This is a genomic window from Streptomyces sp. NPDC047982 (assembly GCF_043204165.1).
Classification (GTDB): Bacteria; Actinomycetota; Actinomycetes; order Streptomycetales; family Streptomycetaceae; genus Streptomyces.
Genome location: NZ_JBIDBS010000014.1, coordinates 152,487 through 177,931 on the forward strand (window position 1 = coordinate 152,487; position 25,445 = coordinate 177,931).

Here is a 25,445-nt window from a genome sequence, read left to right on the forward strand (position 1 = left end):
CGGCGGGAGCCCCGCCTCGCATGCCGTAGGCTTGCGGGGTTGGGCGCCTGCCGCCCATGACCGACTTACTACGCCGTAGGTCCCCGCACCGCACCCGTCCCGCCTCTGAGCGGGGAGAGGGATGGCGCATACAGGAAACCCCGGCGAGAGAGGCCGAAGGCCAATTCATGACCATGACTGATCCGATCGCAGACATGCTCACGCGTCTGCGTAACGCGAACTCGGCATACCACGACTCCGTGTCGATGCCGCACAGCAAGATCAAGTCGCACATCGCGGAGATCCTCCAGCAGGAGGGCTTCATCACCGGCTGGAAGGTCGAGGACGCCGAGGTCGGCAAGAACCTCGTCCTGGAGCTGAAGTTCGGCCCGAACCGCGAGCGTTCGATCGCCGGCATCAAGCGCATCTCCAAGCCGGGTCTGCGTGTCTACGCAAAGTCCACCAACCTGCCGAAGGTCCTCGGCGGCCTGGGCGTGGCGATCATCTCCACGTCCCACGGTCTCCTGACCGGCCAGCAGGCGCAGAAGAAGGGCGTAGGTGGGGAAGTCCTCGCCTACGTCTGGTAGTCGGGAACGGAGGAAAAGCTCATGTCGCGAATCGGCAAGCTCCCCATCCAGGTTCCCGCCGGTGTGGACGTCACCATCGACGGCCGTACGGTCGCCGTGAAGGGCCCCAAGGGCACCCTCACGCACACCGTCGCGTCGCCGATCGAGGTCACCAAGGGTGAGGACGGCGTCGTGAACGTCACCCGCCCGAACGACGAGCGTCAGAACAAGGCCCTGCACGGCCTGTCCCGCACGCTGGTGGCGAACATGATCACCGGTGTGACCCAGGGTTACAGCAAGGCGCTCGAGATCAGCGGTGTCGGTTACCGCGTCCAGGCGAAGGGCTCCAACCTGGAGTTCGCCCTGGGCTACAGCCACCCGATCGTCGTCGAGGCGCCGGAAGGCATCACCTTCAAGGTCGAGTCCCCGACCAAGCTGTCGGTCGAGGGCATCGACAAGCAGAAGGTCGGCGAGGTGGCGGCCAACATCCGCAAGCTGCGGAAGCCCGACCCGTACAAGGCGAAGGGCGTCAAGTACGCCGGCGAGGTCATCCGCCGCAAGGTCGGAAAGGCTGGTAAGTAGCCATGGCATACGGCGTGAAGATCGCCAAGGGCGACGCCTACAAGCGCGCCGCCCGCAAGCGTCGCCACATCCGTGTCCGCAAGTACGTCTCGGGTACGCCGGAGCGTCCCCGTCTGGTCGTGACGCGGTCCAACCGCCACATGGTGGCCCAGGTCATCGACGACGTCGCGGGTCACACGCTCGCGTCCGCGTCCACCCTGGACGTCTCCATCCGTGGTGGCGAGGGCGACAAGAGCACCCAGGCCAAGCAGGTCGGCGCGCTGGTCGCTGAGCGCGCCAAGGCCGCAGGCGTCGAGGCCGTCGTGTTCGACCGCGGCGGTAACCAGTACGCCGGGCGGATTGCCGCTCTGGCTGACGCCGCCCGTGAAGCCGGGCTGAAGTTCTGAGCCCCGGTTCCTACGCACAGCGGACGTAACAGAGAGAGGTAAATCCAATGGCTGGACCCCAGCGCCGCGGCAGCGGTGCCGGTGGCGGCGAGCGGCGGGACCGGAAGGGCCGTGACGGCGGCGCAGCTGCCGCCGAGAAGACCGCGTACGTCGAACGCGTCGTCGCGATCAACCGTGTCGCCAAGGTTGTGAAGGGTGGTCGTCGCTTCAGCTTCACCGCGCTGGTCGTGGTGGGCGACGGTGACGGCACCGTCGGTGTCGGCTACGGCAAGGCCAAGGAAGTTCCCGCGGCCATCGCCAAGGGCGTCGAGGAGGCCAAGAAGAACTTCTTCAAGGTCCCCCGCATCCAGGGCACCATCCCGCACCCGATCCAGGGCGAGAAGGCCGCGGGCGTCGTCCTGCTCAAGCCGGCTTCCCCCGGTACCGGTGTGATCGCCGGTGGTCCGGTGCGCGCCGTCCTGGAGTGCGCCGGCGTTCACGACATCCTGTCGAAGTCGCTCGGCTCCGACAACCAGATCAACATCGTGCACGCGACTGTGGCGGCCCTCAAGGGCCTGCAGCGTCCCGAGGAGATCGCGGCCCGCCGCGGTCTGCCGCTCGAGGACGTCGCCCCCGCCGCCCTGCTCCGTGCGCGTGCTGGGGCGGGTGTGTGATGGCCCGTCTCAAGATCACGCAGACGAAGTCGTACATCGGCAGCAAGCAGAACCACCGCGAGACCCTGCGTTCGCTCGGGCTCAAGCGCCTGAACGACGTGGTCGTCAAGGAGGACCGCCCCGAGTTCCGCGGCATGGTGCACACCGTCCGCCACCTCGTGACGGTCGAGGAGGTCGACTGACATGGCGGAGAACAAGCCGCTGAAGGCCCATGACCTCCGGCCCGCCCCGGGCGCCAAGACCGCCAAGACCCGTGTGGGTCGTGGTGAGGCGTCCAAGGGTAAGACCGCCGGTCGTGGCACCAAGGGCACCAAGGCCCGCTACCAGGTTCCGGAGCGCTTCGAGGGTGGGCAGATGCCCCTCCACATGCGCCTCCCGAAGCTCAAGGGCTTCAAGAACCCGTTCCGCACCGAGTACCAGGTCGTGAACCTGGACCGGCTCGCGACCCTCTACCCCGAGGGTGGCGAGGTCACCGTGGCCGACCTGGTCGCCAAGGGTGCCGTGCGTGACAACCACCTCGTCAAGGTCCTTGGCCAGGGCGAGATCTCCGTGGCGCTGCAGGTGACGGTCGACGCCGTCTCCGGCTCCGCCAAGGAGAAGATCACCGCCGCCGGCGGCACCGTCACCGAGCTCGTCTGAGACGACTCGATGGCCTGAACACCCGACCGGGGATGCCTCTTATAAGGGGCATCCCCGGTTGGTCGTTCCTAGGGGGGCATGGTCGCCGGTAAGGTGGCGTGCGTTGTTGTGTGGTAACCCCTGGGTCCCGGCCCGGGGACCCATTGATTTGTTTCGTATTCGTCGAACCTCAAGACCGTCACCTCTTCGCATTGCGCGGGGGTCGCAGGAGGCACCGTGCTCACCGCGTTCGCCCGGGCGTTCAAGACGCCCGACCTGCGCAAGAAGCTGCTCTTCACGCTCGGCATCATCGTGGTCTACCGGCTCGGGGCCCACGTCCCGGTTCCGGGAGTGAGCTACGAGAATGTCCAGATCTGTGTGGATCAGGCCAGTAAGGGCAACAACAGCCTCTTCGGCCTGGTGAACATGTTCAGCGGCGGCGCGCTGCTGCAGGTCACGATCTTCGCTCTCGGCATCATGCCGTACATTACGGCCAGCATCATTCTCCAGCTGCTGACCGTGGTGATTCCCCGACTCGAGGCGCTCAAGAAGGAGGGTCAGTCGGGCCAGGCCAAGATCACGCAGTACACGCGTTATCTGACCGTCGCGCTCGCCATCCTTCAGGGCACCGGCCTGGTGGCCACCGCCACCAGCGGCGCGCTGTTCAGCGGCTGCCCGGTCGCCGACCAGATCGTGCCGAACCAGTCGATCTTCACCACCATCGTCATGGTGATCACGATGACCGCGGGCACCGCGGCCGTGATGTGGCTCGGTGAGCTCATCACCGACCGCGGCATCGGCAACGGCATGTCGATCCTGATGTTCATCTCGATCGCCGCCAGCTTCCCGGGCTCCCTGTGGGCCATCAAGACCAGCGGCAAGCTGGCCGACGGCTGGATCGAGTTCGGTACCGTCATCCTGATCGGTTTCGTGATGGTCGGGCTCGTCGTCTTCGTCGAGCAGGCCCAGCGTCGCATCCCGGTGCAGTACGCGAAGCGGATGATCGGCCGCAGGTCGTATGGCGGCACCTCGACGTACATCCCGCTGAAGGTGAACCAGGCGGGTGTGATCCCCGTCATCTTCGCTTCTTCGTTGCTCTACATTCCCGCTCTGATCGTGCAGTTCTCCAACTCGACCGCGGGCTGGGCGACCTGGATCCGGGACAACTTCGTCACCGGCGACCACCCGTACTACATCACCGCGTACTTCCTCCTGATCGTCTTCTTCGCCTTCTTCTACGTGGCGATCTCGTTCAACCCCGAGGAAGTCGCCGACAACATGAAGAAGTATGGTGGCTTCATCCCGGGTATCCGGGCTGGTCGACCTACTGCCGAGTATCTGAGCTATGTGCTCAACAGGATCACTTGGCCGGGCTCGCTGTATCTGGGCCTGATCGCTCTGGTGCCGACAATGGCGTTGGCAGGCTTCGGCGGTGCAAATCAGAACTTCCCGTTCGGCGGGACGAGCATCCTGATCATCGTGGGTGTGGGTCTGGAGACCGTGAAGCAGATCGAGAGTCAGCTCCAGCAGCGCAATTACGAAGGGTTCCTCCGCTGATGCGAATCGTCCTCGTCGGGCCGCCCGGTGCCGGCAAGGGAACGCAGGCTGCGTACCTTGCCGAGAACCTGTCGATTCCGCAGATCTCCACGGGCGATCTCTTCCGCGCCAACATCAGCCAGGGCACGGACCTTGGCAAGCAGGCCCGTGCCTACATGGACGCGGGACAGTTGGTTCCGGACGAGGTCACCATCGGGATGGCCAAGGACCGCATGTCCCAGCCGGACGCCGAGAACGGTTTCCTGCTGGACGGCTTCCCGCGCAACGTGGGCCAGGCCGAGGCCCTCGACGCCATGCTCAAGGACGAGGGCACCAAGCTGGACGCGGTCCTGGACCTGGAGGTCCCCGAGGACGAGGTGGTCAAGCGCATCGCAGGCCGCCGTATCTGCCGGAACGACGGTGCGCACGTCTTCCACGTCACGTACCACCCGCCGAAGGCCGAGGACGTCTGCGACGTCTGCGGCGGCGAGCTGTACCAGCGCGACGACGACAGCGAGGAGACGGTGCGTACCCGGCTGGAGGTCTACCACACGCAGACCGAGCCGATCATCGACTACTACCGGGCGCAGAACCTGGTGGTCACCATTTCCGCGCTCGGCAAGGTCACGGACGTGACCGAGCGGGCGATGGACGCCCTGAAGTCCGACGAGGGCTGAACAGCAAGAGCTGAACAAGCAGTACTCGTGCAGTCGGCCGCGGCGTCCTCGGGCGCCGCGGCCGACTGCGTGCGCCGTATCGTTGAGTACGCCGCACCCGTCACCCAACGATGCAGAGAGGCGCCGCAGCATGGTGCAGATCAAGACCCCCGAGCAGATCGCCAAGATGCGTGAGGCGGGCCTGGTGGTCGCTGCCATTCACGCGGCCACCCGGGAGGCGGCGGTCCCCGGCGCCACGACGGCGGACCTGGACCGGGCCGCCCGCAAGGTGATCGCCGACCACGGCGCGAAGTCGAACTTCTTGGGGTATGGCGGCTTCCCCGCGACGATCTGCACGTCGGTCAACGAGGTCGTCGTCCACGGCATCCCGGACGACAAGACCGTCCTCAAGGACGGCGACATCATCTCCATCGACGCCGGCGCGATCGTGGACGGCTGGCACGGCGACGCCGCGTACACCGCCTTCGTCGGCACCGGGCACGCACCCGAGCTGGTCGAGCTCTCCCGGGTGACCGAGGAGTCCATGTGGGCCGGTATCGCGGCCATGAAGGTGAACAACCGCCTCGTCGACATCTCGAAGGCGATCGAGTCCTACATCCGCCGCCAGCCCCGTCCGGCGACCGGCAAGTACGGGATCATCGAGGACTACGGCGGCCACGGCATCGGCACCGAGATGCACATGGACCCGCACCTGCTGAACTACGTCTCGCGGGGGCGCGGCAAGGGTATCCGGCTGGTCCCCGGCGTCTGCCTGGCGATCGAGCCGATGGTCTCGCTCGGCACGGCGAAGACCGAGGTGCTCCAGGACGACTGGACCGTGATCACGACGGACGGCACCTGGTCCTCGCACTGGGAGCACTCGATCGCCCTGACCGAGCAGGGCCCGCTGGTCCTGACCGCCCCCGACTGCGGGCGGGCGAAGCTGGCCCAGTACGGCATCGAGGCGGCGCCGGATCCCCTGGGCTGACGCCCGGGTCAGCCCAGGGGATCCGACGGACGGAGTCCGGCGCCGAGCCCGCGAGGGCCGCGGGGAGGCCGGACCCCGGGCCGACCCGTTCGGCCGAGCCGGCCCCGTACGGCCGGAGCGGATCCGTCGGGCTCCTCGGGGGCGACGGGGCAGGGGCGACGGGATGATGTGACCGCCTTGCGGAGGTCTAAGGATCTACTCCGCCGGGCAAACTTGACGGATTCGTCTTTTGGGGTTCGCTGGCGTAGACTGACGCGTCGGCTCTCGTGCATCCGTGTGTCCACATATCCACATCCGATGCGGGAAGCCGATCAAGGTAGCCGATTCGAAGGGCGAAGCGTGGCCAAGAAGCAAGGTGCCATCGAAATTGAGGGCACCGTGATCGAGTCCCTCCCGAACGCCATGTTCAAGGTGGAGCTCCAGAACGGTCACAAGGTCCTCGCGCACATCAGCGGCAAGATGCGGATGCACTACATCCGTATCCTTCCGGATGACCGGGTCGTCGTGGAGCTCTCTCCGTACGACCTGACGCGTGGCCGGATCGTCTACCGCTACAAGTAGATCTTGCCCGCACCGCGCTCCGCCGCGGTGATGGCACTGACCCGGAGAACCTGACATCCCATGAAGGTCAAGCCGAGCGTCAAGAAGATCTGCGACAAGTGCAAGGTGATCCGCCGCCACGGCCGGGTCATGGTCATCTGCGACAACCTGCGCCACAAGCAGCGCCAGGGCTGACGCACGACCACCTGCATCTCGCAGCACTTCGCGCGACGCACGTAACACCGTACATACGCAGAGTCCGTCCAAGCTTCGGCTGACGACACCTCCGGCGGGGGCCGGGGACCCGGACGTACCACCTCTCGGACGAGGGGTCGGCGGTCGGGAGCGGCACTGCGGAAGACCCCCGACATGACAACTGGAGCCATTGCATGGCACGCGTTTCAGGTGTTGACATCCCGCGCGAAAAGCGCGTGGAGGTCGCCCTCACCTACGTCTTCGGCATCGGGCGCACCCGGTCCAAGGAGATCCTCGCCGCCACCGACGTGAACCCGAACACCCGCGTTCGCGACCTGGCGGAAGAGGACCTGGTCAAGATCCGCGAGTACGTGGACGCCAACCTCCGCACCGAGGGTGACCTCCGCCGCGAGATCCAGGCCGACATCCGCCGCAAGGTCGAGATCGGCTGCTACCAGGGTCTGCGTCACCGCCGCGGCCTGCCGGTCCACGGCCAGCGCACCAGCACGAACGCTCGTACCCGCAAGGGCCCGCGTCGCGCGATCGCCGGTAAGAAGAAGCCGGGCAAGAAGTAGTCCTCAGCGGACGCACTGCGGCCGTCCGGACCACCGGAACCCGCAGCAACCAGCGGTCTTCGCTGTAGGACCGATCACCTCCCCTCTCCATCTGGAGTCAAGACATGCCCCCCAAGGGACGTCAGGGCGCAACCAAGAAGGTGCGTCGCAAGGAAAAGAAGAACGTCGCTCACGGCCACGCGCACATCAAGAGCACGTTCAACAACACGATCGTCTCGATCACGGACCCCTCGGGCAACGTGATCTCCTGGGCCTCGGCCGGCCACGTCGGCTTCAAGGGCTCGCGCAAGTCCACCCCCTTCGCCGCGCAGATGGCCGCCGAGTCGGCCGCCCGCCGCGCGCAGGAGCACGGCATGCGCAAGGTCGACGTCTTCGTCAAGGGTCCGGGCTCCGGCCGCGAGACCGCGATCCGTTCGCTCCAGGCCACCGGCCTGGAGGTCGGTTCGATCCAGGACGTCACCCCCACCCCGCACAACGGATGCCGGCCGCCCAAGCGCCGCCGCGTCTGACTTCTGCGCGGTAGAGCACCGCAGGTCCGGGCGGTACGGCCCTCTTCGGGTCGTACCGCCCGTACCCTTGTCAGTACCTGGGGGCGTCAAATAGTGGGCGCCCACGACTGAAGGAACGCAACATGCTTATCGCTCAGCGTCCGTCGCTGACCGAAGAGGTCGTTGACGAGTTCCGCTCCCGGTTCGTGATCGAGCCGCTGGAGCCGGGCTTCGGCTACACCCTCGGCAACTCCCTCCGCCGCACGCTCCTCTCCTCGATCCCCGGTGCCGCCGTCACCAGCATCCGGATCGACGGTGTCCTGCACGAGTTCACCACCGTGCCGGGCGTCAAGGAGGACGTGACCGACCTCATCCTCAACATCAAGCAGCTGGTCGTCTCCTCGGAGCACGACGAGCCGGTCGTGATGTACCTGCGCAAGCAGGGCCCCGGCCTGGTCACCGCCGCGGACATCGCCCCGCCGGCCGGTGTCGAGGTCCACAACCCGGACCTGGTCCTGGCCACGCTGAACGGCAAGGGCAAGCTGGAGATGGAGCTGACCGTCGAGCGCGGTCGCGGCTATGTCTCCGCCGTCCAGAACAAGCAGGTGGGCCAGGAGATCGGCCGTATCCCGGTCGACTCCATCTACTCGCCGGTGCTCAAGGTCACCTACAAGGTCGAGGCGACCCGTGTCGAGCAGCGCACCGACTTCGACAAGCTGATCGTCGACGTCGAGACCAAGCAGGCCATGCGGCCGCGTGACGCCATGGCGTCGGCGGGCAAGACCCTGGTCGAGCTGTTCGGTCTGGCGCGCGAGCTCAACATCGACGCCGAGGGCATCGACATGGGCCCGTCCCCGACGGACGCCGCGCTCGCCGCCGATCTGGCGCTGCCGATCGAGGAGCTGGAGCTCACGGTCCGCTCGTACAACTGCCTCAAGCGCGAGGGCATCCACTCGGTGGGCGAGCTGGTGGCCCGGTCCGAGGCCGACCTGCTCGACATCCGCAACTTCGGTGCGAAGTCGATCGACGAGGTCAAGGCGAAGCTGGCCGGCATGGGCCTGGCGCTCAAGGACAGCCCGCCCGGATTCGACCCGACCGCCGCCGCCGACGCCTTCGGCGCCGACGACGACGCGGATGCCGGTTTCGCGGAGACCGAGCAGTACTGAACCGCCTCCGTCCGGGGCGCCCGGGATTTCCGGGCGCCCCGGACCGGGGTTCGGGTTCTGTCCCCATCGTCGGACGGGCCCGATCCGGATCTCCCGCGTGGCGTCCGCCACGGGGGAACTGACACCGGTACCTGACACGGCCGGTGCAGCACACAAGGAGAAGAACCATGCCGAAGCCCGCCAAGGGTGCCCGTCTGGGTGGCAGCGCCGCGCACGAGAAGCTGCTTCTGAACAACCTCGCGAAGGCGCTGTTCGAGCACGGCCGCATCACGACGACCGAGGCCAAGGCCCGCCGCCTGCGTCCGGTCGCCGAGCGCTTCATCACCAAGGCGAAGAAGGGCGACATCCACAACCGTCGCCTGGTGCTGCAGTCGATCACGGACAAGAGCGTCGTCCACACGCTCTTCACCGAGATCGCCCCGCGGTACGAGAACCGCCCCGGTGGTTACACCCGCATCACCAAGATCGGCAACCGTCGTGGCGACAACGCCCCGATGGCCGTGATCGAGCTGGTCGAGGCGCTGACCGTGGCCCAGCAGGCCACCGGTGAGGCCGAGGCCGCCACGAAGCGTGCGGTCAAGGAGGACGCCCTGAAGAAGGACGCCGCCGAGGCCGAGGCCGTCGAGGACGCCAAGCCGGCCGAGGCCGCCGAGGCGGAGTCCAAGGACGCCTGAGTCCTGGGGACACCTGAGTCCGAGGACGCCTGAGCGTTCCGAGACCGCTGGACGGGCCCGCATCACCCTTCGGGGCGGTGCGGGCCCGTTCCGTAGGCACGGGCAGAAAGAGATCTGTGGTGAGTGACGGTGGGTGACGAGGTGGAGGCCGGGTTCGTACGGCTGCGGCTGGACCTGGCGTACGACGGCAAGGAATTCTCCGGCTGGGCGAAGCAGACCGGGCGGCGGACCGTCCAGGGCGAGATCGAGGACGCGCTGCGGACCGTGACTCGTTCGGTGCGGACGTACGACCTGACCGTGGCCGGGCGCACGGACGCGGGCGTGCACGCGCGGGGGCAGGTCGCCCATGTGGACCTGCCGGACGAGGTGTGGGCCGAGCACGGCGACAAGCTGCTGCGCCGGATGGCCGGACGGATGGCGCCCGATGTGCGGATCTGGCGGATCGCCGAGGCCCCGCCCGGGTTCAACGCCCGCTTCTCGGCGCTGTGGCGTCGTTACGCGTACCGGGTCTGCGACCGCCTGGGCGGGGTGGATCCGCTGTTGCGCGGTCATGTCCTGTGGCACGACCGGCCGTTGGACGTCGACGCCATGAACGACGCGGCGGCGCGGATGACCGGCGAGCACGACTTCGCGGCGTACTGCAAGAAGCGCGACGGCGCCACGACCATCCGCACGCTCCAGAAGCTGAGCTGGGTACGGGACGAGGCGTCGGGCATCCTGACGGCGACCGTGCAGGCCGACGCGTTCTGCCACAACATGGTGCGGGCGCTGATCGGTGCGGCGCTGTTCGTCGGGGACGGGCGCCGGGCGCCGGAGTGGCCTGCCCGGGTGCTGGCGGCGCGGGTACGGAACCCGGGGGTGCACGTGGTGCGCCCGCACGGCCTGACGCTGGAGGAGGTCGCCTACCCGGCCGACGCGTTGCTGGCCGCCCGAGCCGTGGAGGCGCGCAATGTGCGCACGCTCCCCGGGACGGGCGGCGGCGACGGCGGCGACCGGGACGACGCGGGCTGCTGCTGAGGCCGGGGCACCGGGCCGGTGCTGCGGGGCGGCCCGGGGCGTCAGCCGGTCTGGGCGGTGGCGGCGGCGGATGCCTGGAGTTCGCCGCGGCGGTGGATCTGGCGGAACGTGAAGTTCGTCAGGTCGTTGCCGGTGGCGTAGACGTTCTTGTCGTCCGTGGTGACGTTCTTGCCGTCGGTGAAGCCGCTGATGGAGAAGTAGGCGTAGCGGCCGTAGGAGTTGGCGGTACGACGGCAGACCGTGCCGGCGGGGCAGAAGGCCGGTACGCCGGCACCGCCGAGCGCGGCGATGCCGCCGGTGGACTGCTGGGCCGCCCGTCGGGCCCGGGCCTCGGTGGGGAAGACGGCGATGCCGACGGTGACGGCGACGCCGTCCTTGCCGTAGGTGGCCCGGATGACCTGTTCGCAGCCGTTGGCGGTGAGGACCTGCCCCAGTCCGCTCTTGGTGGGGGCGGCGCAGTTCTCCGTGCGATGGGTCGCGCCCTTGGCGTAGACGCGATCGCCCATCGTCAGCTTCCTGCCGGGGAAGAACGCGTCGACGGTGATCGGTGCCTTGTCCTTCTCGGCGTCGGACACGTAGTCCTTCGGGTCCGGCGGGGGCGGCGGGGCCACCGAGGAGAAGGACGGCTCCGGGCCGGTGGTCTCGTCGGGCAGGTCGGCCGGTTCAGGGAGATGGCGCGCGTTCTTGCCGGAGCCCGCGCCGTTGTCGCCCTTGCCCGTCGTGACGACCGCGGTGGCCACGATGGCGCCCACCGCGGCGGTGGCGAGCACCCCGCCGCCGATCAGCAGCCACTTCTTGCGGCGACCCCGTGCCGAGGACGCGTCGGCGAGCGCTGCCCAGTCCGGAGTCGGTGTGCCTCCGGGCCCCCAGGAGGGCCCCCCTTGCCCATAGCTCATGCGGCGCATCCTAGACGGAACCGAAAACAGTTGGGCCGGTACCGCACGGGCCGTGACAATGCTGCGCATGGGACATCTCGAAGCGGGCCACCTGGAGTACTACCTACCGGACGGGCGGGTGCTGCTCGGTGATGCCTCGTTCCGGGTGGCGGACGGGGCCGTGGTCGCCCTGGTCGGCGCCAACGGCGCGGGGAAGACCACGCTGCTGAAGCTGCTCTCCGGGGAGCTCCAGCCGCATGGCGGCTCCGTGTCGGTGAGCGGCGGGCTCGGGGTGATGCCGCAGTTCGTGGGGTCGGTCCAAGACGAGCGCACGGTCCGGGACCTGCTGGTCTCCGTGGCCCAGCCCCGTATCCGGGAGGCCGCCCTGGCCGTCGACCGGGCCGAGGAGCTGATCCTCACCGTCGACGACGAGGCCGCGCAGATGGCGTACGCGCAGGCCCTGAGCGACTGGGCGGAGGCGCGCGGGTACGAGGCCGAGACGGTGTGGGACATGTGCACCACGGCCGCGCTCGGCGTCCCGTACGAGAAGGCGCAGTGGCGCGAGGTGCGCACGCTGTCCGGCGGGGAGCAGAAGCGGCTGGTGCTGGAGGCGCTGCTGCGCGGGCCGGACGAGGTGCTGCTGCTCGACGAGCCCGACAACTATCTCGACGTCCCCGGCAAGCGCTGGCTGGAGGAGAAGCTGAAGGAGACCCGCAAGACGGTCCTCTTCGTCTCCCACGACCGCGAACTGCTCGCCCGCGCCGCCGAGAAGATCGTCAGCGTGGAGCCGAGCCCGGCGGGCAGTGACGTGTGGGTGCACGGCGGCGGCTTCGACACGTACCACCAGGCCCGCAAGGACCGGTTCGCCCGGTTCGAGGAGCTGCTGCGGCGCTGGGAGGAGGAGTACGCCCGGCTGAAGGCGCTGGTCCTGCGGCTGCGGCAGCAGGCGGCGAACAGCGACGCCATGGCGTCCCGGTACCGGGCGATGCAGTCCCGTTTCAAGAAGTTCGAGGAGGCGGGCCCGCCGCCGGAGCCGCCGCGTGAGCAGGACATCAGGATGCGGCTGCGCGGCGGGCGGACCGGCGTGCGGGCGGTGACCTGCGAGGGGCTGGAGCTGACCGGGCTGATGAAGCCGTTCGACCTGGAGATCTTCTACGGGGAACGGGTCGCCGTCCTCGGTTCGAACGGTTCCGGGAAGTCGCACTTCCTGCGGCTGCTCGCGGGCGAGCCGGTGGCGCACACGGGGACGTGGAAGCTGGGGGCCCGGGTGGTGCCGGGGCACTTCGCGCAGACCCACGCGCACCCGGAGCTGCTGGGGCACACGCTCGTCGAGATCCTGTGGAAGGAGCACGCCAAGGACCGGGGCGGGGCGATGTCGGTGCTGCGCCGCTACGAGCTGGAACGGCAGGGCGACCAGCCGTTCGAGAAGCTGTCCGGCGGGCAGCAGGCCCGGTTCCAGATCCTGCTGCTGGAGCTGGCCGGGACGACCGCGCTGCTGCTGGACGAGCCGACGGACAACCTCGACCTGGAATCGGCCGAGGCCCTGCAGGACGGTCTGGAGGCGTACGAAGGGACGGTGCTGGCCGTCACGCACGACCGGTGGTTCGCGAAGTCCTTCGACCGGTATCTGGTGTTCGGCTCGGACGGTGTCGTACGGGAGTCGAAGGAGCCGGTCTGGGACGAGCGGAGGGTCGAGCGGGCGCGCTGAGCGGGGCCGTTCGCGCGGTGAGAGCCTGCGCGGTGAGCGGCGCGTCGCAGGGCCCGCCGGGCGGGGGCGTCGCCGGCGCGCTCCGGCGGGGCTCGGCGGCTTCCCCGGCGGGTGGTGTGCCTCGGTGGGCCGGGCGGTGATTTTGACCCGCGCAGGGGGCGACGGTAGTCTGCTGCTTTGTTATGCGTATTGGCTTGGTCGTTCTCACGCGAGGGGCCCTTACGCCGGTCCACCGGGCCGATGACCAGCGGCAGGCACTCGGGTTGCGTCCCCGTGGAGCCGCCAGGGCTGGTGTGATCGGCCGGGTGGCCTTGTCAGGACCCACTCACTGAAGAAGCGAAGGCTACGACCGTGCGTACGTACAGCCCCAAGCCCGGAGATGTGACGCGCCAGTGGCACGTCATCGACGCCCAGGACGTCGTCCTGGGCCGTCTGGCCACCACGGCCGCGAATCTCCTCCGCGGCAAGCACAAGGCGATCTACGCCCCCCACATGGACATGGGCGACTTCGTCATCATCATCAACGCCGACAAGGTCCACCTGTCCGGCAACAAGAAGACCCAGAAGATGGCGTACCGCCACTCCGGGTTCCCGGGCGGTCTGCGCTCCGTCCGTTACGACGAGCTGCTCGCGAAGAGCCCCGAGAAGGCCGTCGAGAAGGCCATCAAGGGCATGATCCCCAAGAACAGCCTGGGCCGACAGGTTCTCTCGAAGCTCAAGGTCTACGCGGGCGACCAGCACCCGCATGCTGCTCAGCAGCCGGTCCCGTACGAGATCAGCCAGGTCGCGCAGTAGTTCCGGCCTCCCCCTAAGACCAAGAGAAAGATCTGAGGAGAATCGTGGCCGAGACCACTGTTGAGAACCCTGTCGAGGGCACCGAGGGCGAAGAGATCTTCGCCGAGGTGACCACCTTCGAGTCGGAGGTTCCCGTCGAGGGCGAGTACACCAGCGAGTCGCTGGCGTCCCGCTTCGGTGACCCGCAGCCCGCCGCCGGCCTGGGCCGTCGGAAGAACGCCATCGCCCGCGTCCGGATCGTTCCGGGCACCGGCAAGTGGAAGATCAACGGTCGCACCCTTGAGGACTACTTCCCCAACAAGGTGCACCAGCAGGAAGTCAACGAGCCCTTCAAGGTGCTCGAGCTCGACAACCGCTACGACGTCATCGCCCGCATCTCGGGCGGCGGCGTCTCGGGTCAGGCCGGTGCCCTGCGCCTCGGCGTGGCCCGTGCGCTGAACGAGGCGGACGTCGACAACAACCGCCCGACGCTGAAGAAGGCCGGTTTCCTCTCCCGCGACGACCGTGCGGTCGAGCGCAAGAAGGCCGGTCTCAAGAAGGCCCGCAAGGCGCCGCAGTACAGCAAGCGCTAAATCGCCTGCTCGCCTGCTTTACACGTTCGCCCCGGCGGCACACTTCGTGCTGGCCGGGGCGTTCGTTTATTGGCACCCCCGGGCGTATAACGGCATAAGGCGTTCATACGCTTTTAAGCGTGCGGGTGTGGTGCTGTTGCGGCCCGCGTGCTCCATGTGCCGTTTCGACGCGGTGCTCCGGATGCCGGCCCCGTGCGGTGCTCGGCGTTCTGGGCACCGTGTGGTGCGCAGGGGGCGGCTGTATTGCTTTGGTTTGTCTTGGTTTGTTGTGCGGTTTCGAAGCATCTTCGGAGGACACCAGTGGGACGACTCTTCGGCACGGACGGTGTGCGCGGTGTCGCCAATGCGGACCTGACGGCCGAGCTCGCGCTCGGTCTGTCGGTCGCTGCGGCGCATGTGCTCGCCGAGGCGGGCACCTTCGAGGGGCATCGGCCGACAGCCGTGGTGGGGCGTGACCCGCGTGCGTCCGGTGAGTTCCTGGAGGCCGCCGTCGTCGCCGGGCTCGCCAGCGCGGGCGTGGACGTGCTGCGGGTCGGAGTGCTGCCGACACCCGCGGTGGCGCATCTGACCGGTGCGCTCGGCGCCGACCTCGGCGTGATGCTCTCCGCCAGCCACAACGCCATGCCGGACAACGGCATCAAGTTCTTCGCCCGCGGCGGGCACAAGCTCGCCGACGAGCTGGAGGACCGGATCGAGGCCGTCTACGAGCAGCACCGCACCGGTGAGCCCTGGACGCGTCCGACGGGTGCCGGGGTGGGCCGGGTCACGGACTACGCCGAGGGCTTCGACCGCTACGTGAACCACCTCGTCGACGTCCTTCCGAACCGGCTCGACGGGCTGAAGGTCGTGCTCGACGAGGCGCACGGCGCGGCCTCACGGGTCTCGCCCGAGGCGTTCGCGCGGGCCGGCGCGCAGGTCGTCACGATCGGTGCCGACCCGGACGGCCTGAACATCAACGACGGCTGCGGATCCACCCACCTGGACCTGCTGAAGGCCGCCGTCGTCGAGCACGGCGCCGACTTCGGCATCGCGCACGACGGCGACGCCGACCGCTGCCTCGCCGTGGACGCCGCGGGCGAGGAGGTCGACGGCGACCAGATCCTGGCCGTGCTCGCCCTCGCCCTGCGCGAGGCCGGGAAGCTGCGCAAGGACACCGTGGTCGGCACGGTCATGTCCAACCTCGGCTTCAAGATGGCCATGGAGCGCGAGGGCATCGAACTCGTCCAGACAGCCGTCGGCGACCGTTACGTGCTGGAGTCGATGAAGGCCGAGGGGTACGCCCTGGGCGGCGAGCAGTCCGGCCACGTCATCGTCCTGGACCACGCGACGACCGGCGACGGCACGCTGACCGGCCTGCTCCTGGCGGCCCGGGTCGCCGCGACCGGTCGTACGCTGGCCGACCTGGCGGGCGTGATGCAGAGGCTGCCGCAGCTGCTGATCAACGTTCCCGACGTGGACAAGTCCCGGGTGGGCACCTCTCCGGAGATCGCCGCCGCCGTCGCCGGGGCCGAGCGCGAGCTGGGCTCCTCCGGTCGCGTCCTGCTGCGCCAGTCGGGCACGGAGCCGCTGGTCCGGGTCATGGTCGAGGCGGCCGACATCGAGCAGGCGCGGGCGGTCGCCGAGCGTCTGGCCGATGTGGTGAAGTCGGCGCTGGGATAGTCCCTCTCCTGGCACGAGGCCGTGCCCGGTCGGGTGTGTGCGCGGCGAGCCGCGCGGCGTGCCCGGTCGGGCGGGCGCGTGGTGAACCGTGCGGCGTGCCCGGTCGGGCGTGTGCGTGGTCAACCGCGCGCGGCCGACGGGTTCTCAGTGCCGGCCGCCGGACGGGCGACCCGCCCGGCGGCGGTGGACCGCCCACAGGGCCTTCTGGACCAGCAGTGTCAGGGCTCCCGCGACCACGATCCCGCCGAGGTTCGCCATCAGCTGGGCCGCCGAACCCCATGTCTGGCCGTAGTCGCCGTAGCTGAACGCCACCGCCGCGTTGGCGGCGGCCGGTACGGTCGTCACGGAGATGGCGACCCCGATCAGCGCCCCGGACTTCGCCGACGTGAGTGAGAGCGTCCCGGCGATCCCGGCCAGGAACGCCACCACGAACGACATCGGGTCCGGCTTCCAGATGAACGAGGTGTTGGGCCGGTCCGCCTCGATCATCGCGTAGGTGAACTGCCCGAGGGCGTCCATCAGCCAGACGAACCCGGCGGTCACCACCATCGCGACGGCGAAGCCGCCGATCAGCGCGTACAGCGAGCGCAGTGCGAGCCGCGGGGCGCGCTGCACCAGGGCCGTGGAGATCCCGGCCAGCGGCCCGAACTCCGGGCCGACCGCCATGGCGCCCACGATCAGGATCGCGTTGTCGAGCATCACACCGCAGGCCGCGAGCATCGTCGCGACCGCGAGGAACGCCACGTACGTCACGCTGAACGTGGACTCCTCGTGGGTCGCCTCCGTCAGCTCCTCCCACAGCACCGCGTCCGCGCCCTCGCCCGGCGCCTCCTTCTCCGCCCTGTCGGCGTGTGCCGAGAGGGAGAGGTCGAGGTTCTCCAGGCTGATCGACCCCTGTTCGTCGATCCGGAGCCCGCGCAGCGCGCCGATCAGGTCGTCGCCCGCCTCGCGCGCCACGTCGCACATCACCACGTCACCGGCCGGGTCACGGGCCACCCCGGGCATCACCACGAGATGCGCCGTACCGGTGGTGCCCTCCATCAGGCGCACCACCTCGTCCGTACGGTCGGCCGGGACGATCAGGCGCAGATGCAGCACGCGACGGGCTCCTTGGTGAGGGCGGACGGCGAAGCGGGCGAGGGCGGAGGCGGCGGGCCGTCAGAGCTTGCGCAGGGACAGCCGCCTGACCTTGTGGTCCGGCCCTTTGCGCAGCACCAGGGTGGCACGGCCTCGGGTGGGGGCGACGTTCTCCACGAGATTCGGCCGGTTGATGGTCCGCCACGTCGTCGCCGCGTACGTCATGGCCTCCTCCTCGGAGACCTGGGTGTACCTGCGGAAGTACGAGGACGGGTCCTGGAACGCGGTTGCGCGCAGTTTGCGGAACCGGTCGAGGTACCACGTCTCGATGTCCTCGGTGCGGGCGTCCACGTACACGCTGAAGTCGAAGTAGTCGGCGAGCCCGACCCTGGTCCGTCCGTCCTTGCCGGGCAGCGCGGGCTGGAGCACGTTCAGCCCCTCCACGATCAGGATGTCGGGACGGCGCACGGTGAGCCGCTCGCCCGGCACGATGTCGTAGATCAGATGCGAGTAGACGGGCGCCGTCACCTCGTCCTTGCCCGCCTTGATGTCGGCGACGAACCGGGTCAACGCCCGGCGGTCGTACGACTCGGGGAACCCCTTGCGCGACACCAGTCCACGCGCCTTCAGCTCCTTCATCGGCAGCAGGAAGCCGTCCGTGGTGACGAGTTCCACCCGGGGGTGCTCGGGCCAGCGGGCCAGCAGCGCCTGGAGGATGCGGGCGGTGGTGGACTTGCCGACCGCGACACTGCCCGCGACCCCTATGACGAACGGGGTGCCACGCTGCTCGCCGTGGCCGCCCACCGCCTCCCCGAGGAAGGTGTTCAGGGCGCCGCGCAGGCCCGAGGTGGCCTGGACGTAGAGGTTGAGCAGCCGGGAGAGCGGCAGGTAGACGTCCCGGACCTCGTCGAGGTCGATCACGTCGCCGAGCCCGCGCAGCCGCTCCACCTCGTCGGCGGTCAGCGGCAGCGGAGTCTTGTCGCGCAGGGCGCTCCATTCGGCGCGTGACAGGTCGACGTACGGCGTCGACGCGTGCTCGGCGCGTCGCTGGGTGCTCCGTGGCGGCGAGGTGATCACACGTTCATTGTCGCGGGAGTTCGAACGGAGCGGGGGGTGCGCTCGGTCACGTGGGGCGCACGGGGTCCGCGCCGCCGACCACGTCCGCGGGGCGCGGGCCGCCGCCGGGCGCGGGAGCGGCCTTCAGGGGGAAGCGGGCGTCCAGGGTGTGGTGACCGGGGCCGTCGGCGCCGTGCGTGAGCAGGCCGCCGACCGCGGCGACCCGCTCGGCGAGGCTGCGCAGACCGATGCCGGGGGAGGGGGACGGGGCGGTGGCGCCGCCCGCGGCGGGTACGCCGTCGTTGGTGACGGTCAGCCGGACCGACTCCGGGCCCACCCGGATCAGCAGGGCGCACGACCGGGCGTCGCTGTGCTTGAGGACGTTGGCCGTCGCCTCGCGCACCACCGTGGCCAGGACGGTCTGGAGCGGTGCGGGGAGCGCCGCGCGCGGGAAGTCGGTCTCGGTGCGGACGCCCGCGGACTCCAGGAGCGTCCGGGCGGACTCGATCTCCGTCTCCAGGGACAGGCAGTGATAGCCGTGGGCGACCGTGCGCACGTCGTCGAGGATCTGGCGCATCCCCCGCAGCGCCTCGGCCAGTTGGTCGTGGGCGGTGTCCGGCCTGCCGTCGAGCAACCGGTCGGCCAGTTCGCACTGGAGGATGACCGCCGACATCCTCGGGCCGACCAGGTCGTGCAGATCGCGGGCGAAGCGCACCCGTTCGCCCACGACGATCCGGCGTCGCTCGGTGGCGGAGAGACCGGCGGGGGCTCCCGCGGTGGCTTCGGCGGCGGAAGGGCCCCGAGCGGGGCGGGCCGAACCCGGGCGGGCGGGCGCGGGCGGTGTGGTCAGCGGCTGTGGCACGGCATCCCCGCTCTGCTGTCGTCGACTGCTCCTGCTGCGAGGGAGTTTCGCCGGGGCCGCTATCACTGCACTATACGAACCGGCCGGACCTGCTCCGTTCCCTGGTACACAGAACGGCGGACCGCCGGGTACGAGGGGGAGACAGGGGGACGCATGCAGCGGATCGTGCTGGCCGAGGACATGCACGTGGTAAGGGTGGCGCTGGCCGCGCTGCTGGACCTGGAGCCGGACCTGGAGGTGGTGGCCCAGGTCGGCCGGGGCGACGAGGTGGTGCCCGCCGTGATCCGGACGGGCGCCGACACCGCGCTGCTCGACATCGGTATGCCGGGCATGGACGGGATCACCGCAGCCGCCAGGCTCCGGGACCAGGTGCCGGAGTGCCGGACGCTGATTCTCACCGGCATGCCGCAGCCCGGCCGGCTGTGGCGGGCCCTGGAGGCACAGGTCGGCGGATTCCTGCCGAAGGACTCCTCGCCCGAGGCGCTGATCGACGCAGTCCGCAAGGTCGGGGCCGGGCGGCGCATCATCGACCCCGAACTGGCCATGGCCGCCTGGGAGATCGGGGACAACCCGCTCACCCCGAGGGAGATCGAGGTGCTCGGCCGGGTCGCCGGGGGCGCGGAGGCCGCGCAGATCGCGACCGTGACGAACCTGTCGGTGGGTACGGTGCGCAACTACCTCACGACCATCGTGAACAAGCTCGGCGCGCGCAACCGCGTCGACGCCCTGCGGATCGCCCGCGAGAACGGCTGGCTGACCTGAACGAGGGGCCGGGCGAACCCCGTTCACGAGCACCGTGTCCCGGCGGCGGGACCACCGGCACATGGGGGGAGAAGGAGCGGGGCCGGCTGCGTGCAGCCGCAAGACCGACGACAACGCGGCAAGCGGAGTCGCAGGTCGGCGCGAGCCCGCTCCCTATCGGCCCCAGGTCGTTATAGGGCCTTCATCGGGGATCACGCTGTACTGCCCCCATGCCAACGACACGACGCGCGCGGGCGCGGGCGGGGGCCGCCGCGGGCGTGCCCGGCGGCGGTCTGCACGCGCAGGACCGGGCCGCCGCGCACTGGGCGCTCGACTACGCCCGGCGGCTCGCCGACCGGCACCCCGCGCACCACCGCATCCTGATCCAGACCAGCATGTCCCCGACCGGCTACTTCCACATCGGGAACTTCCGGGACACGGTCTGCGCGCACCTGGTGCACCGGGCACTGACCGGGATGGGCCGCCGGTCGGCGATCCTGCTGAGCTTCGACGACTACGACCCGGTGCGCGAGAGCCAGGCCGCCCGCGACCCGGAGCTCGCCGGATACGGGGGCCGGCCGCTGGCCGTGCACCGGGAGCGGGCCACCCGGATCTGCCGCGCGTACCTCGCGGAGCTGAGGGCCGTGGGCATCCTTCCGGCCGACGCCGACGAGGACGGCCGGACACCGCCGGGTTCCGCGTGGGAGACCCACTACCAGTTCGAGCGCTACCGCGCCGGCGAGTACCGGGAGCGGCAGCGGCGGTTCCAGCGCGACGCGGGGCGGCTGGCACGGCTGCTCGGCAAGGACGACGGGCGCGACCTGTTCGCCGTGTACTGCCTCCAGTGCGGACGCAACGACACCGAGATCCACGAGCTGGGCGCGGCGGCGGCCCGGTACCGCTGTCTGTCGTGCGGCGCCGAACTCACCGCACGCGACCCCGCCGTCGTCAAGCCGTCCTGGGCGCTGGACTGGGCCCTGCGGGTCGCCCACGAGCACATCGACTGCGAGCCCGCGGGACAGGACCACTGCAGCGCGGGCAGCACCATGGACCGCACCCGCCCGGTGTACGACGACTATCTGCGCCGCCCGCAGCCGGTCATCGTGCCGTACGGGCTGGTGCGCGGCGAGCGGGGCGGCGGCAAGGTGTCCGGCTCGCGCGGCGGCGGCCCGTACGTCCGGGACCTGCTGGCCGTGTACCCCCCGGTCCTGGTGCTGTGGCTCTACGCCCGCGGCAACTGCCTGTCCGACTTCCGGCTCGGCTTCGGCCCCGGCGCGTTCTTCGGCGCGTACGACGCCTTCGACCGGTTCGTGCGCGCTGTTCCGCACCGGGAACGGGCCCGGGCGCTCTGGGAGTTGCTCGGCGACGAGGCCCCGGCCGGACGCGCCGCGCTGCCCCGCATGCGGTCGGTGGTCGGCGCGCTCTACTCCCACGGCGGGCGGACCGCCCCGGCGCTGCGCCACCTGGAACGCCGGCACCCCGACGCGGCGGGCGAGCTGATGGCGGAACGGGTACGGCACGCGCGGAACTGGCTGAGCACGCACGGACACCACCGCTACTGGGGCACGGACGACGCCACGGGCACGGGACCGGTCGGTACGGGCACGGCCGCCGCACCGGACGCGACCGTCACGGAAACCGCCCGTACGGGACCGGCCGTCGCTACGCTCATCGACGGGCTGCGCACGCACACCGGCCCCGGCGCGCCTCGCGCCGCCCGCACCCGGGAGGACTTCCGGGAGATCTACGGGGCGCTGTTCGCCGCGGCGCACGGTCCGCGGCTCGACACCCTCGCCGACGCCCTGGGCCCCGCCGCGCTCGCCGACGCCCTGGCCGCCTACCGCGACCACGGACGGCGCCCCCTGCTGGGGAAGCCGTCCACCCGCCCCGAACCCGTACTCCAGGAGGCCGTACCGCATGCGGGCTGAGATCTTCACCCCCGGCGAGGAGCCCGCCCCGGACGGCTGGGACGCCTTCGTCCGAGCCCCGAAGGGCTGCGCCCTGTGGGAGGAGTCCTTGCTGGAGGCCGCCGCGTGGGGCAGCCTCCGGCCGCTGCGCGCGGGCCTGGTCCACGACGCGGGCGAACCGGTGGCCGCGTTCTGCGGACACCTCGGACTGCTGCCCCCGAGCCGCCGGTTCGCCGTGCCCGGCCGGCCCCGGCTGCCCGCCTGGTTCCAGACGCATCTGCCGAACAGCTTCAGCCGGGGCCGGATGTACGCCGCGGAACTCGGCCCCGCCGCCCGCACCACCGCGCTGCGCGCCTTCCAGCGGGCGCTGCGCCGACGTCTGGGCGCCCGCTGCCTGGGCGTCCTGCACCTGGACGTGGAGCGCGACGAACTCGCCGAGATCGCGGGTCCGTTCACGGTGCGCCGGGCGACCGCGCCCTGCTCGGTGCTGCACAACCGCTGGGACTCGATGGACGCCTACTTCGCCGGGCTGCCGCGCACCCGGCGGCGCCGGCTGGCCGCCCTGTACGAGCGGATCGGCGGCGACCCCGGACTGACGACGGGACGGGTGACGGCCGTCGACCCGGTGCGGGCCAGCCGCCTCGACCAGCTCACCCGGATGAAGCACACCCGCCGCCCCGGCGCGACCGCGCCCCTGCTGCCCGTCTACTTCGAGCGGCTCAACTCCCACCCCGGGGCCGCCTACTTCACCCACCGGGAGCGCGCGTCGGGCCGGCTGCGCTCCCTCGATCTGGTGCTGGACGTGCCGGGCGGCTGGGCCACCACGGTGACCGGTTCGGACGGAACCCGCGATCTGTACCTGGACCTGTATCTGCGCGAGATCGACCGGATGATCGGCGCCGGGGTAGCCGCCGTGGAACTGGGGCCCGGCATGCGCGGGCTCAAGGAGTCCTTCGGCGCCGTCGCCGTACCGAGGCACGCGGTCGCCACCCCGTTCTGACCCGAAGAACCCTCCCCCGGGGGAACCGGTTCGTGACGGAGCCACTCCCGGGGAGAACCCGAACCCGGCACATCGCCGGGAGAGCCGAGAGAGAAGAGAACCGCATGGAGTTCACCGCCGCCCTCGACAGCCACCTGGCCGCCATCGACGCCCGCGACCTGGACGCGTACATGGAGACGGTCCACGACGAGGCGACGTACATCCTGCCCAACGGGAAGACCGTGACCGGCGCCGAGGATGTCCGGGCCTTCCACCAGGGCTGGTTCCAGGACCCCGACTGGACGATGGAGACGGAGGTCACCAGCACCCGGGTGCACCAGGACACCGCCGTCGCCGTGCTCCGCGTCGACTACCGCGACCTCGACCCGGAAGGCAAGCCCTACCAGCTGAACTACCTGCTCAGCCTCGTCTTCGCCCGCGCGGACGGCCGCTGGCTGCTCGTCCACGACCAGAACACCCACTGCTGACATGGCCGGCAGACCGCAGCCCGTGCGTCCGCCGCACCCGTACCCCTGGCACGCGTATCCGCGTCCCACGTACGCGCGCACCGTGCGGCGCGCCCTGCGCACGGTCCCGCACTACCGGGAGCGGTACGCCGCCACCGGGACGCTGCCGCCGCTGACCCGCGCGGAGGCGGACGAGCGGCGGCACCTGCTGATGCCGCTGGGCGAGGCGCCGCCCGCCCGCCGCGATCCGGGCCGCCCGGCGGCCGAGCGCACCGCCGAGCTGTACGAGGCACTGCGGCTGGCCGGTCACCGCACCAGGGGCCTGGACGTGTACGAGGTGGCGCGGTCGCTGCGCGACCCGGTGCGGGCCCACGGCTCCACCTGGCGGGTCCTGCTCGACGCCACCGCGCACACCGACCCGTACGCGGAGCCGGGCATCCGGCCCGGCGCGCTTCCCGAGGGCCCCGCCCTGGTGGTCGGGGACCCCGGGACGCCGGGCGGCCGGGACCTGGTGCGGGTGGCGCGGACGAACCTGGCCGAGGCGGCACGCTCCCGGCCGTCCGGCGGCTCGCTCTGGTACGAGCCGTGGCTCGGCCATCTCGGCGCGGTGCCGCTCTCCTGCGGGGAGTTGCACCTCAATGCCGGGCGGGTGCACGCGCGGGTGCTGGGCGACGCGACCGTGCTGACCCTGCTGCGCAGGCGCCGCCCCACGTACGTCCACGTACGCCCGGAGGCGGCTGAGCGGTTCCGGCCGCACCGCTGTCCCGTGCACGGCGCTCCGATCGTGCGGAGAACGTCATGACGCCGGGTCTCTCGCCCGTTATGAAGCTCGCTCCCGTGCTGCGCAACCTCGTGCGGACCGTACGCCTGGACCGGGCCGGGCCGAAACGGCTGGCCGAGGAGCAGCGGCGGCTGCTGGTCGGTCTGGTGCGGCACGCGCAGGCGCGGGTGCCGCGCTACCGCGAGCTGATCGACCCGGCGACGGCCGCCGCGTTCCGGGGCCCGCAGGATCTGGCGTCCCTGCCGGTCCTGGACCGGACGGACCTCCACCACAGCCCCGCCGAGGAGCTGCTGGCGGCCGGGTTCACCACCGCCTCCACCAAGCCGGGCACCACCAGCGGCTCGTCCGGCATCCCCATCACCATCCGCAACTCGGAGCGGGACCTGGGGTATCTGCGGGCCTCGTACCTGTACGACATGCTGGCGTCCGGCCTGCGGCCGTGGGACCGGATGGCGTACTTCCGGGTCAATCCGTTCCTGCGGCACCCGCTGGAGCGGTTCGGGGTGCTGCGCACGTTCCACATCGACACCAGCGCCACCCTGGACGAGCAGGTGGAGGCGTTCCTGGCGGCCCGGCCGACGTTCCTGGTCGGCTTTCCCCACGTGATCGCCTCGATCGTGGACGAGCTGGAGCGGCGCGGGGTGCGGTACACCGGTGCGCGCCGGGTGCTGTTCGGCGGTGAGCGGCTGACGCCGACCGCGCGGGCCCGGGTGCTGGGGCATCTGGGGGCGCGCTGCGACGAGGTGTACGCCTCGGTGGAGGTGTTCACGGTGGCCCGCACCTGTCGGCGCGGCGCGCTGCACCTGCGGAGCGCGGACGTGGTGGTCGAGGTGGAGCGGGACGACGGTTCGACGGTCCTGGCCGACGGCAGCCAGGTGGTGGAGGGCGAGATCCTGGTGACCCGGCTGCACAGCGAGGCGATGCCTCTGATCCGCTACCGGCTCGGCGACCGGGTGACGGTCGGCCCGGCCGACTGCGGCTGCGGGCGGGCGACCCCGGTGGTGCTGCGGGTGCAGGGGCGCAGCGAGGACCGTTTCCGGGGTGCGGACGGGCGGGAGTTCTACGCCGACTTCCTCACGTACCAGGTGCAGGGCTTCCCGGAGGTGGCCCGGATGCAGTTGGTCCAGCGGCGGCCCGCCCAGGTCACCGTCTCGGTGGTGCTCTCGCCGGGCGCGGACGAAGCGGTGACGGACCGGATCGAGGCGTCGGTGCGAGAGGCGGTGCCGGAGTTCGACGTGACGGTCGAGCGGGTGCCGTTCATCGCGCCGGAGCGCAACGGGAAGATCAAGCTCGTGAAGGTGGAGAGAGGGGCGGGGACGCAGGCGTAGACGACGGCCGTGTCCGGTA

30 protein-coding genes are annotated in these 25,445 nt (G+C 70.4%); 26 read left to right on the forward strand and 4 right to left on the reverse strand.

Annotated features, from left to right (window positions below):
* Positions 1–167: 167 nt before the first annotated feature.
* From rpsH to truA, 16 genes are all read left to right on the forward strand, one after another.
* Positions 168–566 carry a 30S ribosomal protein S8 gene (gene rpsH, locus ACGF2V_RS19035; protein WP_019888762.1) on the forward strand — a complete coding sequence of 133 codons (399 nt, stop codon included), beginning with the start codon at positions 168–170 and terminating at the stop codon, positions 564–566.
* A 21-nt stretch (positions 567–587) separates the two neighbouring features.
* Complete coding sequence (rplF, locus tag ACGF2V_RS19040) at positions 588–1,127, forward strand: 50S ribosomal protein L6 (RefSeq protein WP_362619226.1); 540 nt, start codon at positions 588–590, stop codon at positions 1,125–1,127.
* Positions 1,128–1,129: 2 nt separating this feature from the next.
* A complete protein-coding gene (gene rplR / locus ACGF2V_RS19045) occupies positions 1,130–1,513 on the forward strand; it encodes a 50S ribosomal protein L18 (protein WP_335934428.1) in 384 nt (127 codons plus the stop codon).
* A 47-nt stretch (positions 1,514–1,560) separates the two neighbouring features.
* On the forward strand, positions 1,561–2,166 hold the full coding sequence (gene rpsE / locus ACGF2V_RS19050) for a 30S ribosomal protein S5 (RefSeq protein WP_073786792.1): 606 nt from the start codon (positions 1,561–1,563) through the stop codon (positions 2,164–2,166).
* A complete protein-coding gene (gene rpmD / locus ACGF2V_RS19055) occupies positions 2,166–2,348 on the forward strand; it encodes a 50S ribosomal protein L30 (protein WP_055632353.1) in 183 nt (60 codons plus the stop codon). The genes rpsE and rpmD overlap by 1 nt, the downstream gene beginning before the upstream one ends.
* 1 nt (position 2,349) lies before the next feature.
* Positions 2,350–2,805, forward strand: coding sequence for a 50S ribosomal protein L15 (gene rplO / locus ACGF2V_RS19060; RefSeq protein ID WP_362619230.1), 456 nt, complete (start codon positions 2,350–2,352; stop codon positions 2,803–2,805).
* Between the two features lie 216 nt (positions 2,806–3,021).
* The gene (gene secY / locus ACGF2V_RS19065; protein ID WP_362619233.1) at positions 3,022–4,341 is read left to right on the forward strand and encodes a preprotein translocase subunit SecY; all 1,320 of its coding nucleotides are present in this window, start codon (positions 3,022–3,024) and stop codon (positions 4,339–4,341) included.
* A complete protein-coding gene (locus ACGF2V_RS19070) occupies positions 4,341–4,997 on the forward strand; it encodes an adenylate kinase (RefSeq protein ID WP_362707132.1) in 657 nt (218 codons plus the stop codon). The genes secY and ACGF2V_RS19070 overlap by 1 nt, the downstream gene beginning before the upstream one ends.
* Before the next feature lie 130 nt (positions 4,998–5,127).
* A complete protein-coding gene (map, locus tag ACGF2V_RS19075; protein WP_362619237.1) occupies positions 5,128–5,964 on the forward strand; it encodes a type I methionyl aminopeptidase in 837 nt (278 codons plus the stop codon).
* Positions 5,965–6,303: 339 nt separating this feature from the next.
* The gene (infA, locus tag ACGF2V_RS19080) at positions 6,304–6,525 is read left to right on the forward strand and encodes a translation initiation factor IF-1 (protein WP_003956442.1); all 222 of its coding nucleotides are present in this window, start codon (positions 6,304–6,306) and stop codon (positions 6,523–6,525) included.
* Between the two features lie 60 nt (positions 6,526–6,585).
* Positions 6,586–6,699, forward strand: a complete 114-nt coding sequence (gene rpmJ, locus ACGF2V_RS19085; protein WP_003956441.1) for a 50S ribosomal protein L36 — start codon at positions 6,586–6,588, stop codon at positions 6,697–6,699.
* Positions 6,700–6,893: 194 nt separating this feature from the next.
* Positions 6,894–7,274: a 30S ribosomal protein S13 gene (gene rpsM, locus ACGF2V_RS19090; protein WP_148838713.1), complete on the forward strand. Its 381-nt coding sequence runs from the start codon at positions 6,894–6,896 to the stop codon at positions 7,272–7,274.
* A 104-nt stretch (positions 7,275–7,378) separates the two neighbouring features.
* Positions 7,379–7,783, forward strand: a complete 405-nt coding sequence (gene rpsK, locus ACGF2V_RS19095; RefSeq protein ID WP_125496499.1) for a 30S ribosomal protein S11 — start codon at positions 7,379–7,381, stop codon at positions 7,781–7,783.
* Positions 7,784–7,905: 122 nt separating this feature from the next.
* Positions 7,906–8,928, forward strand: a complete 1,023-nt coding sequence (locus ACGF2V_RS19100) for a DNA-directed RNA polymerase subunit alpha (protein WP_073786804.1) — start codon at positions 7,906–7,908, stop codon at positions 8,926–8,928.
* 167 nt (positions 8,929–9,095) lie between these two features.
* Positions 9,096–9,602 (forward strand): 50S ribosomal protein L17, encoded by a 507-nt coding sequence (rplQ, locus tag ACGF2V_RS19105; RefSeq protein WP_362619240.1) that lies wholly within the window; start codon positions 9,096–9,098, stop codon positions 9,600–9,602.
* Positions 9,603–9,731: 129 nt separating this feature from the next.
* On the forward strand, positions 9,732–10,619 hold the full coding sequence (truA, locus tag ACGF2V_RS19110; protein WP_362707228.1) for a tRNA pseudouridine(38-40) synthase TruA: 888 nt from the start codon (positions 9,732–9,734) through the stop codon (positions 10,617–10,619).
* Between the two features lie 41 nt (positions 10,620–10,660).
* On the opposite strand, the gene ACGF2V_RS19115 is transcribed toward truA, so the two are convergent.
* On the reverse strand, positions 10,661–11,515 hold the full coding sequence (locus tag ACGF2V_RS19115) for a hypothetical protein (RefSeq protein ID WP_362707129.1): 855 nt from the start codon (positions 11,513–11,515) through the stop codon (positions 10,661–10,663).
* Positions 11,516–11,582: 67 nt separating this feature from the next.
* Here ACGF2V_RS19115 and ACGF2V_RS19120 point away from each other — a divergent pair, with 67 nt between their 5' ends.
* From ACGF2V_RS19120 to glmM, 4 genes are all read left to right on the forward strand, one after another.
* The gene (locus tag ACGF2V_RS19120) at positions 11,583–13,202 is read left to right on the forward strand and encodes an ATP-binding cassette domain-containing protein (protein ID WP_362619244.1); all 1,620 of its coding nucleotides are present in this window, start codon (positions 11,583–11,585) and stop codon (positions 13,200–13,202) included.
* Positions 13,203–13,553: 351 nt separating this feature from the next.
* Positions 13,554–13,997: a 50S ribosomal protein L13 gene (gene rplM, locus ACGF2V_RS19125; RefSeq protein WP_362619247.1), complete on the forward strand. Its 444-nt coding sequence runs from the start codon at positions 13,554–13,556 to the stop codon at positions 13,995–13,997.
* 44 nt (positions 13,998–14,041) lie between these two features.
* Positions 14,042–14,569, forward strand: a complete 528-nt coding sequence (rpsI, locus tag ACGF2V_RS19130; RefSeq protein WP_362619250.1) for a 30S ribosomal protein S9 — start codon at positions 14,042–14,044, stop codon at positions 14,567–14,569.
* A 300-nt stretch (positions 14,570–14,869) separates the two neighbouring features.
* The gene (glmM, locus tag ACGF2V_RS19135) at positions 14,870–16,228 is read left to right on the forward strand and encodes a phosphoglucosamine mutase (RefSeq protein ID WP_362619252.1); all 1,359 of its coding nucleotides are present in this window, start codon (positions 14,870–14,872) and stop codon (positions 16,226–16,228) included.
* 144 nt (positions 16,229–16,372) lie between these two features.
* Here the strand turns inward: glmM and ACGF2V_RS19140 are convergent, their stop codons facing one another.
* From ACGF2V_RS19140 to ACGF2V_RS19150, 3 genes are read right to left on the reverse strand one after another with little or no spacing between them, the layout of a single operon-like run.
* Positions 16,373–17,326 carry a DUF389 domain-containing protein gene (locus tag ACGF2V_RS19140; protein ID WP_362619255.1) on the reverse strand — a complete coding sequence of 318 codons (954 nt, stop codon included), beginning with the start codon at positions 17,324–17,326 and terminating at the stop codon, positions 16,373–16,375.
* A gap of 60 nt (positions 17,327–17,386) precedes the next feature.
* Positions 17,387–18,382 (reverse strand): type I pantothenate kinase, encoded by a 996-nt coding sequence (gene coaA, locus ACGF2V_RS19145; protein ID WP_362619258.1) that lies wholly within the window; start codon positions 18,380–18,382, stop codon positions 17,387–17,389.
* A gap of 46 nt (positions 18,383–18,428) precedes the next feature.
* Positions 18,429–19,223, reverse strand: a complete 795-nt coding sequence (locus ACGF2V_RS19150) for a histidine kinase (RefSeq protein WP_362707126.1) — start codon at positions 19,221–19,223, stop codon at positions 18,429–18,431.
* A gap of 153 nt (positions 19,224–19,376) precedes the next feature.
* Here ACGF2V_RS19150 and ACGF2V_RS19155 point away from each other — a divergent pair, with 153 nt between their 5' ends.
* The 6 genes from ACGF2V_RS19155 (at position 19,377) to ACGF2V_RS19180 (ending at position 25,426) form a co-directional block, all read left to right on the forward strand.
* On the forward strand, positions 19,377–19,985 hold the full coding sequence (locus tag ACGF2V_RS19155) for a response regulator transcription factor (protein WP_362619264.1): 609 nt from the start codon (positions 19,377–19,379) through the stop codon (positions 19,983–19,985).
* 209 nt (positions 19,986–20,194) lie between these two features.
* The gene (locus tag ACGF2V_RS19160) at positions 20,195–21,892 is read left to right on the forward strand and encodes a lysine--tRNA ligase (protein ID WP_362619266.1); all 1,698 of its coding nucleotides are present in this window, start codon (positions 20,195–20,197) and stop codon (positions 21,890–21,892) included.
* A complete protein-coding gene (locus tag ACGF2V_RS19165) occupies positions 21,882–22,871 on the forward strand; it encodes a hypothetical protein (protein WP_362707124.1) in 990 nt (329 codons plus the stop codon). The genes ACGF2V_RS19160 and ACGF2V_RS19165 overlap by 11 nt, the downstream gene beginning before the upstream one ends.
* 104 nt (positions 22,872–22,975) lie before the next feature.
* A complete protein-coding gene (locus ACGF2V_RS19170; protein WP_362619271.1) occupies positions 22,976–23,338 on the forward strand; it encodes a nuclear transport factor 2 family protein in 363 nt (120 codons plus the stop codon).
* Between the two features lies 1 nt (position 23,339).
* The gene (locus tag ACGF2V_RS19175; RefSeq protein WP_362707121.1) at positions 23,340–24,119 is read left to right on the forward strand and encodes a hypothetical protein; all 780 of its coding nucleotides are present in this window, start codon (positions 23,340–23,342) and stop codon (positions 24,117–24,119) included.
* A 20-nt stretch (positions 24,120–24,139) separates the two neighbouring features.
* On the forward strand, positions 24,140–25,426 hold the full coding sequence (locus ACGF2V_RS19180; RefSeq protein ID WP_362707119.1) for a phenylacetate--CoA ligase family protein: 1,287 nt from the start codon (positions 24,140–24,142) through the stop codon (positions 25,424–25,426).
* The last annotated feature ends 19 nt before the right edge of the window (positions 25,427–25,445 follow it).

Bases quoted from the DNA above. Each gene is read 5' to 3' on its own strand.
- rpsH (WP_019888762.1), top strand. From the start codon at position 168: ATGACCATGACTGATCCGATCGCAGACATGCTCACGCGTCTGCGTAAC.
- rplF (WP_362619226.1), top strand. From the start codon at position 588: ATGTCGCGAATCGGCAAGCTCCCCATCCAGGTTCCCGCCGGTGTGGAC.
- rplR (WP_335934428.1), top strand. From the start codon at position 1,130: ATGGCATACGGCGTGAAGATCGCCAAGGGCGACGCCTACAAGCGCGCC.
- rpsE (WP_073786792.1), top strand. From the start codon at position 1,561: ATGGCTGGACCCCAGCGCCGCGGCAGCGGTGCCGGTGGCGGCGAGCGG.
- rpmD (WP_055632353.1), top strand. From the start codon at position 2,166: ATGGCCCGTCTCAAGATCACGCAGACGAAGTCGTACATCGGCAGCAAG.
- rplO (WP_362619230.1), top strand. From the start codon at position 2,350: ATGGCGGAGAACAAGCCGCTGAAGGCCCATGACCTCCGGCCCGCCCCG.
- ACGF2V_RS19070 (WP_362707132.1), top strand. From the start codon at position 4,341: ATGCGAATCGTCCTCGTCGGGCCGCCCGGTGCCGGCAAGGGAACGCAG.
- map (WP_362619237.1), top strand. From the start codon at position 5,128: ATGGTGCAGATCAAGACCCCCGAGCAGATCGCCAAGATGCGTGAGGCG.
- rpmJ (WP_003956441.1), top strand. From the start codon at position 6,586: ATGAAGGTCAAGCCGAGCGTCAAGAAGATCTGCGACAAGTGCAAGGTG.
- rpsM (WP_148838713.1), top strand. From the start codon at position 6,894: ATGGCACGCGTTTCAGGTGTTGACATCCCGCGCGAAAAGCGCGTGGAG.
- rpsK (WP_125496499.1), top strand. From the start codon at position 7,379: ATGCCCCCCAAGGGACGTCAGGGCGCAACCAAGAAGGTGCGTCGCAAG.
- ACGF2V_RS19100 (WP_073786804.1), top strand. From the start codon at position 7,906: ATGCTTATCGCTCAGCGTCCGTCGCTGACCGAAGAGGTCGTTGACGAG.
- rplQ (WP_362619240.1), top strand. From the start codon at position 9,096: ATGCCGAAGCCCGCCAAGGGTGCCCGTCTGGGTGGCAGCGCCGCGCAC.
- ACGF2V_RS19115 (WP_362707129.1), bottom strand. From the start codon at position 11,515: ATGAGCTATGGGCAAGGGGGGCCCTCCTGGGGGCCCGGAGGCACACCG.
- ACGF2V_RS19120 (WP_362619244.1), top strand. From the start codon at position 11,583: ATGGGACATCTCGAAGCGGGCCACCTGGAGTACTACCTACCGGACGGG.
- ACGF2V_RS19155 (WP_362619264.1), top strand. From the start codon at position 19,377: ATGCAGCGGATCGTGCTGGCCGAGGACATGCACGTGGTAAGGGTGGCG.
- ACGF2V_RS19160 (WP_362619266.1), top strand. From the start codon at position 20,195: ATGCCAACGACACGACGCGCGCGGGCGCGGGCGGGGGCCGCCGCGGGC.
- ACGF2V_RS19165 (WP_362707124.1), top strand. From the start codon at position 21,882: ATGCGGGCTGAGATCTTCACCCCCGGCGAGGAGCCCGCCCCGGACGGC.
- ACGF2V_RS19170 (WP_362619271.1), top strand. From the start codon at position 22,976: ATGGAGTTCACCGCCGCCCTCGACAGCCACCTGGCCGCCATCGACGCC.
- ACGF2V_RS19175 (WP_362707121.1), top strand. From the start codon at position 23,340: ATGGCCGGCAGACCGCAGCCCGTGCGTCCGCCGCACCCGTACCCCTGG.
- ACGF2V_RS19180 (WP_362707119.1), top strand. From the start codon at position 24,140: ATGAAGCTCGCTCCCGTGCTGCGCAACCTCGTGCGGACCGTACGCCTG.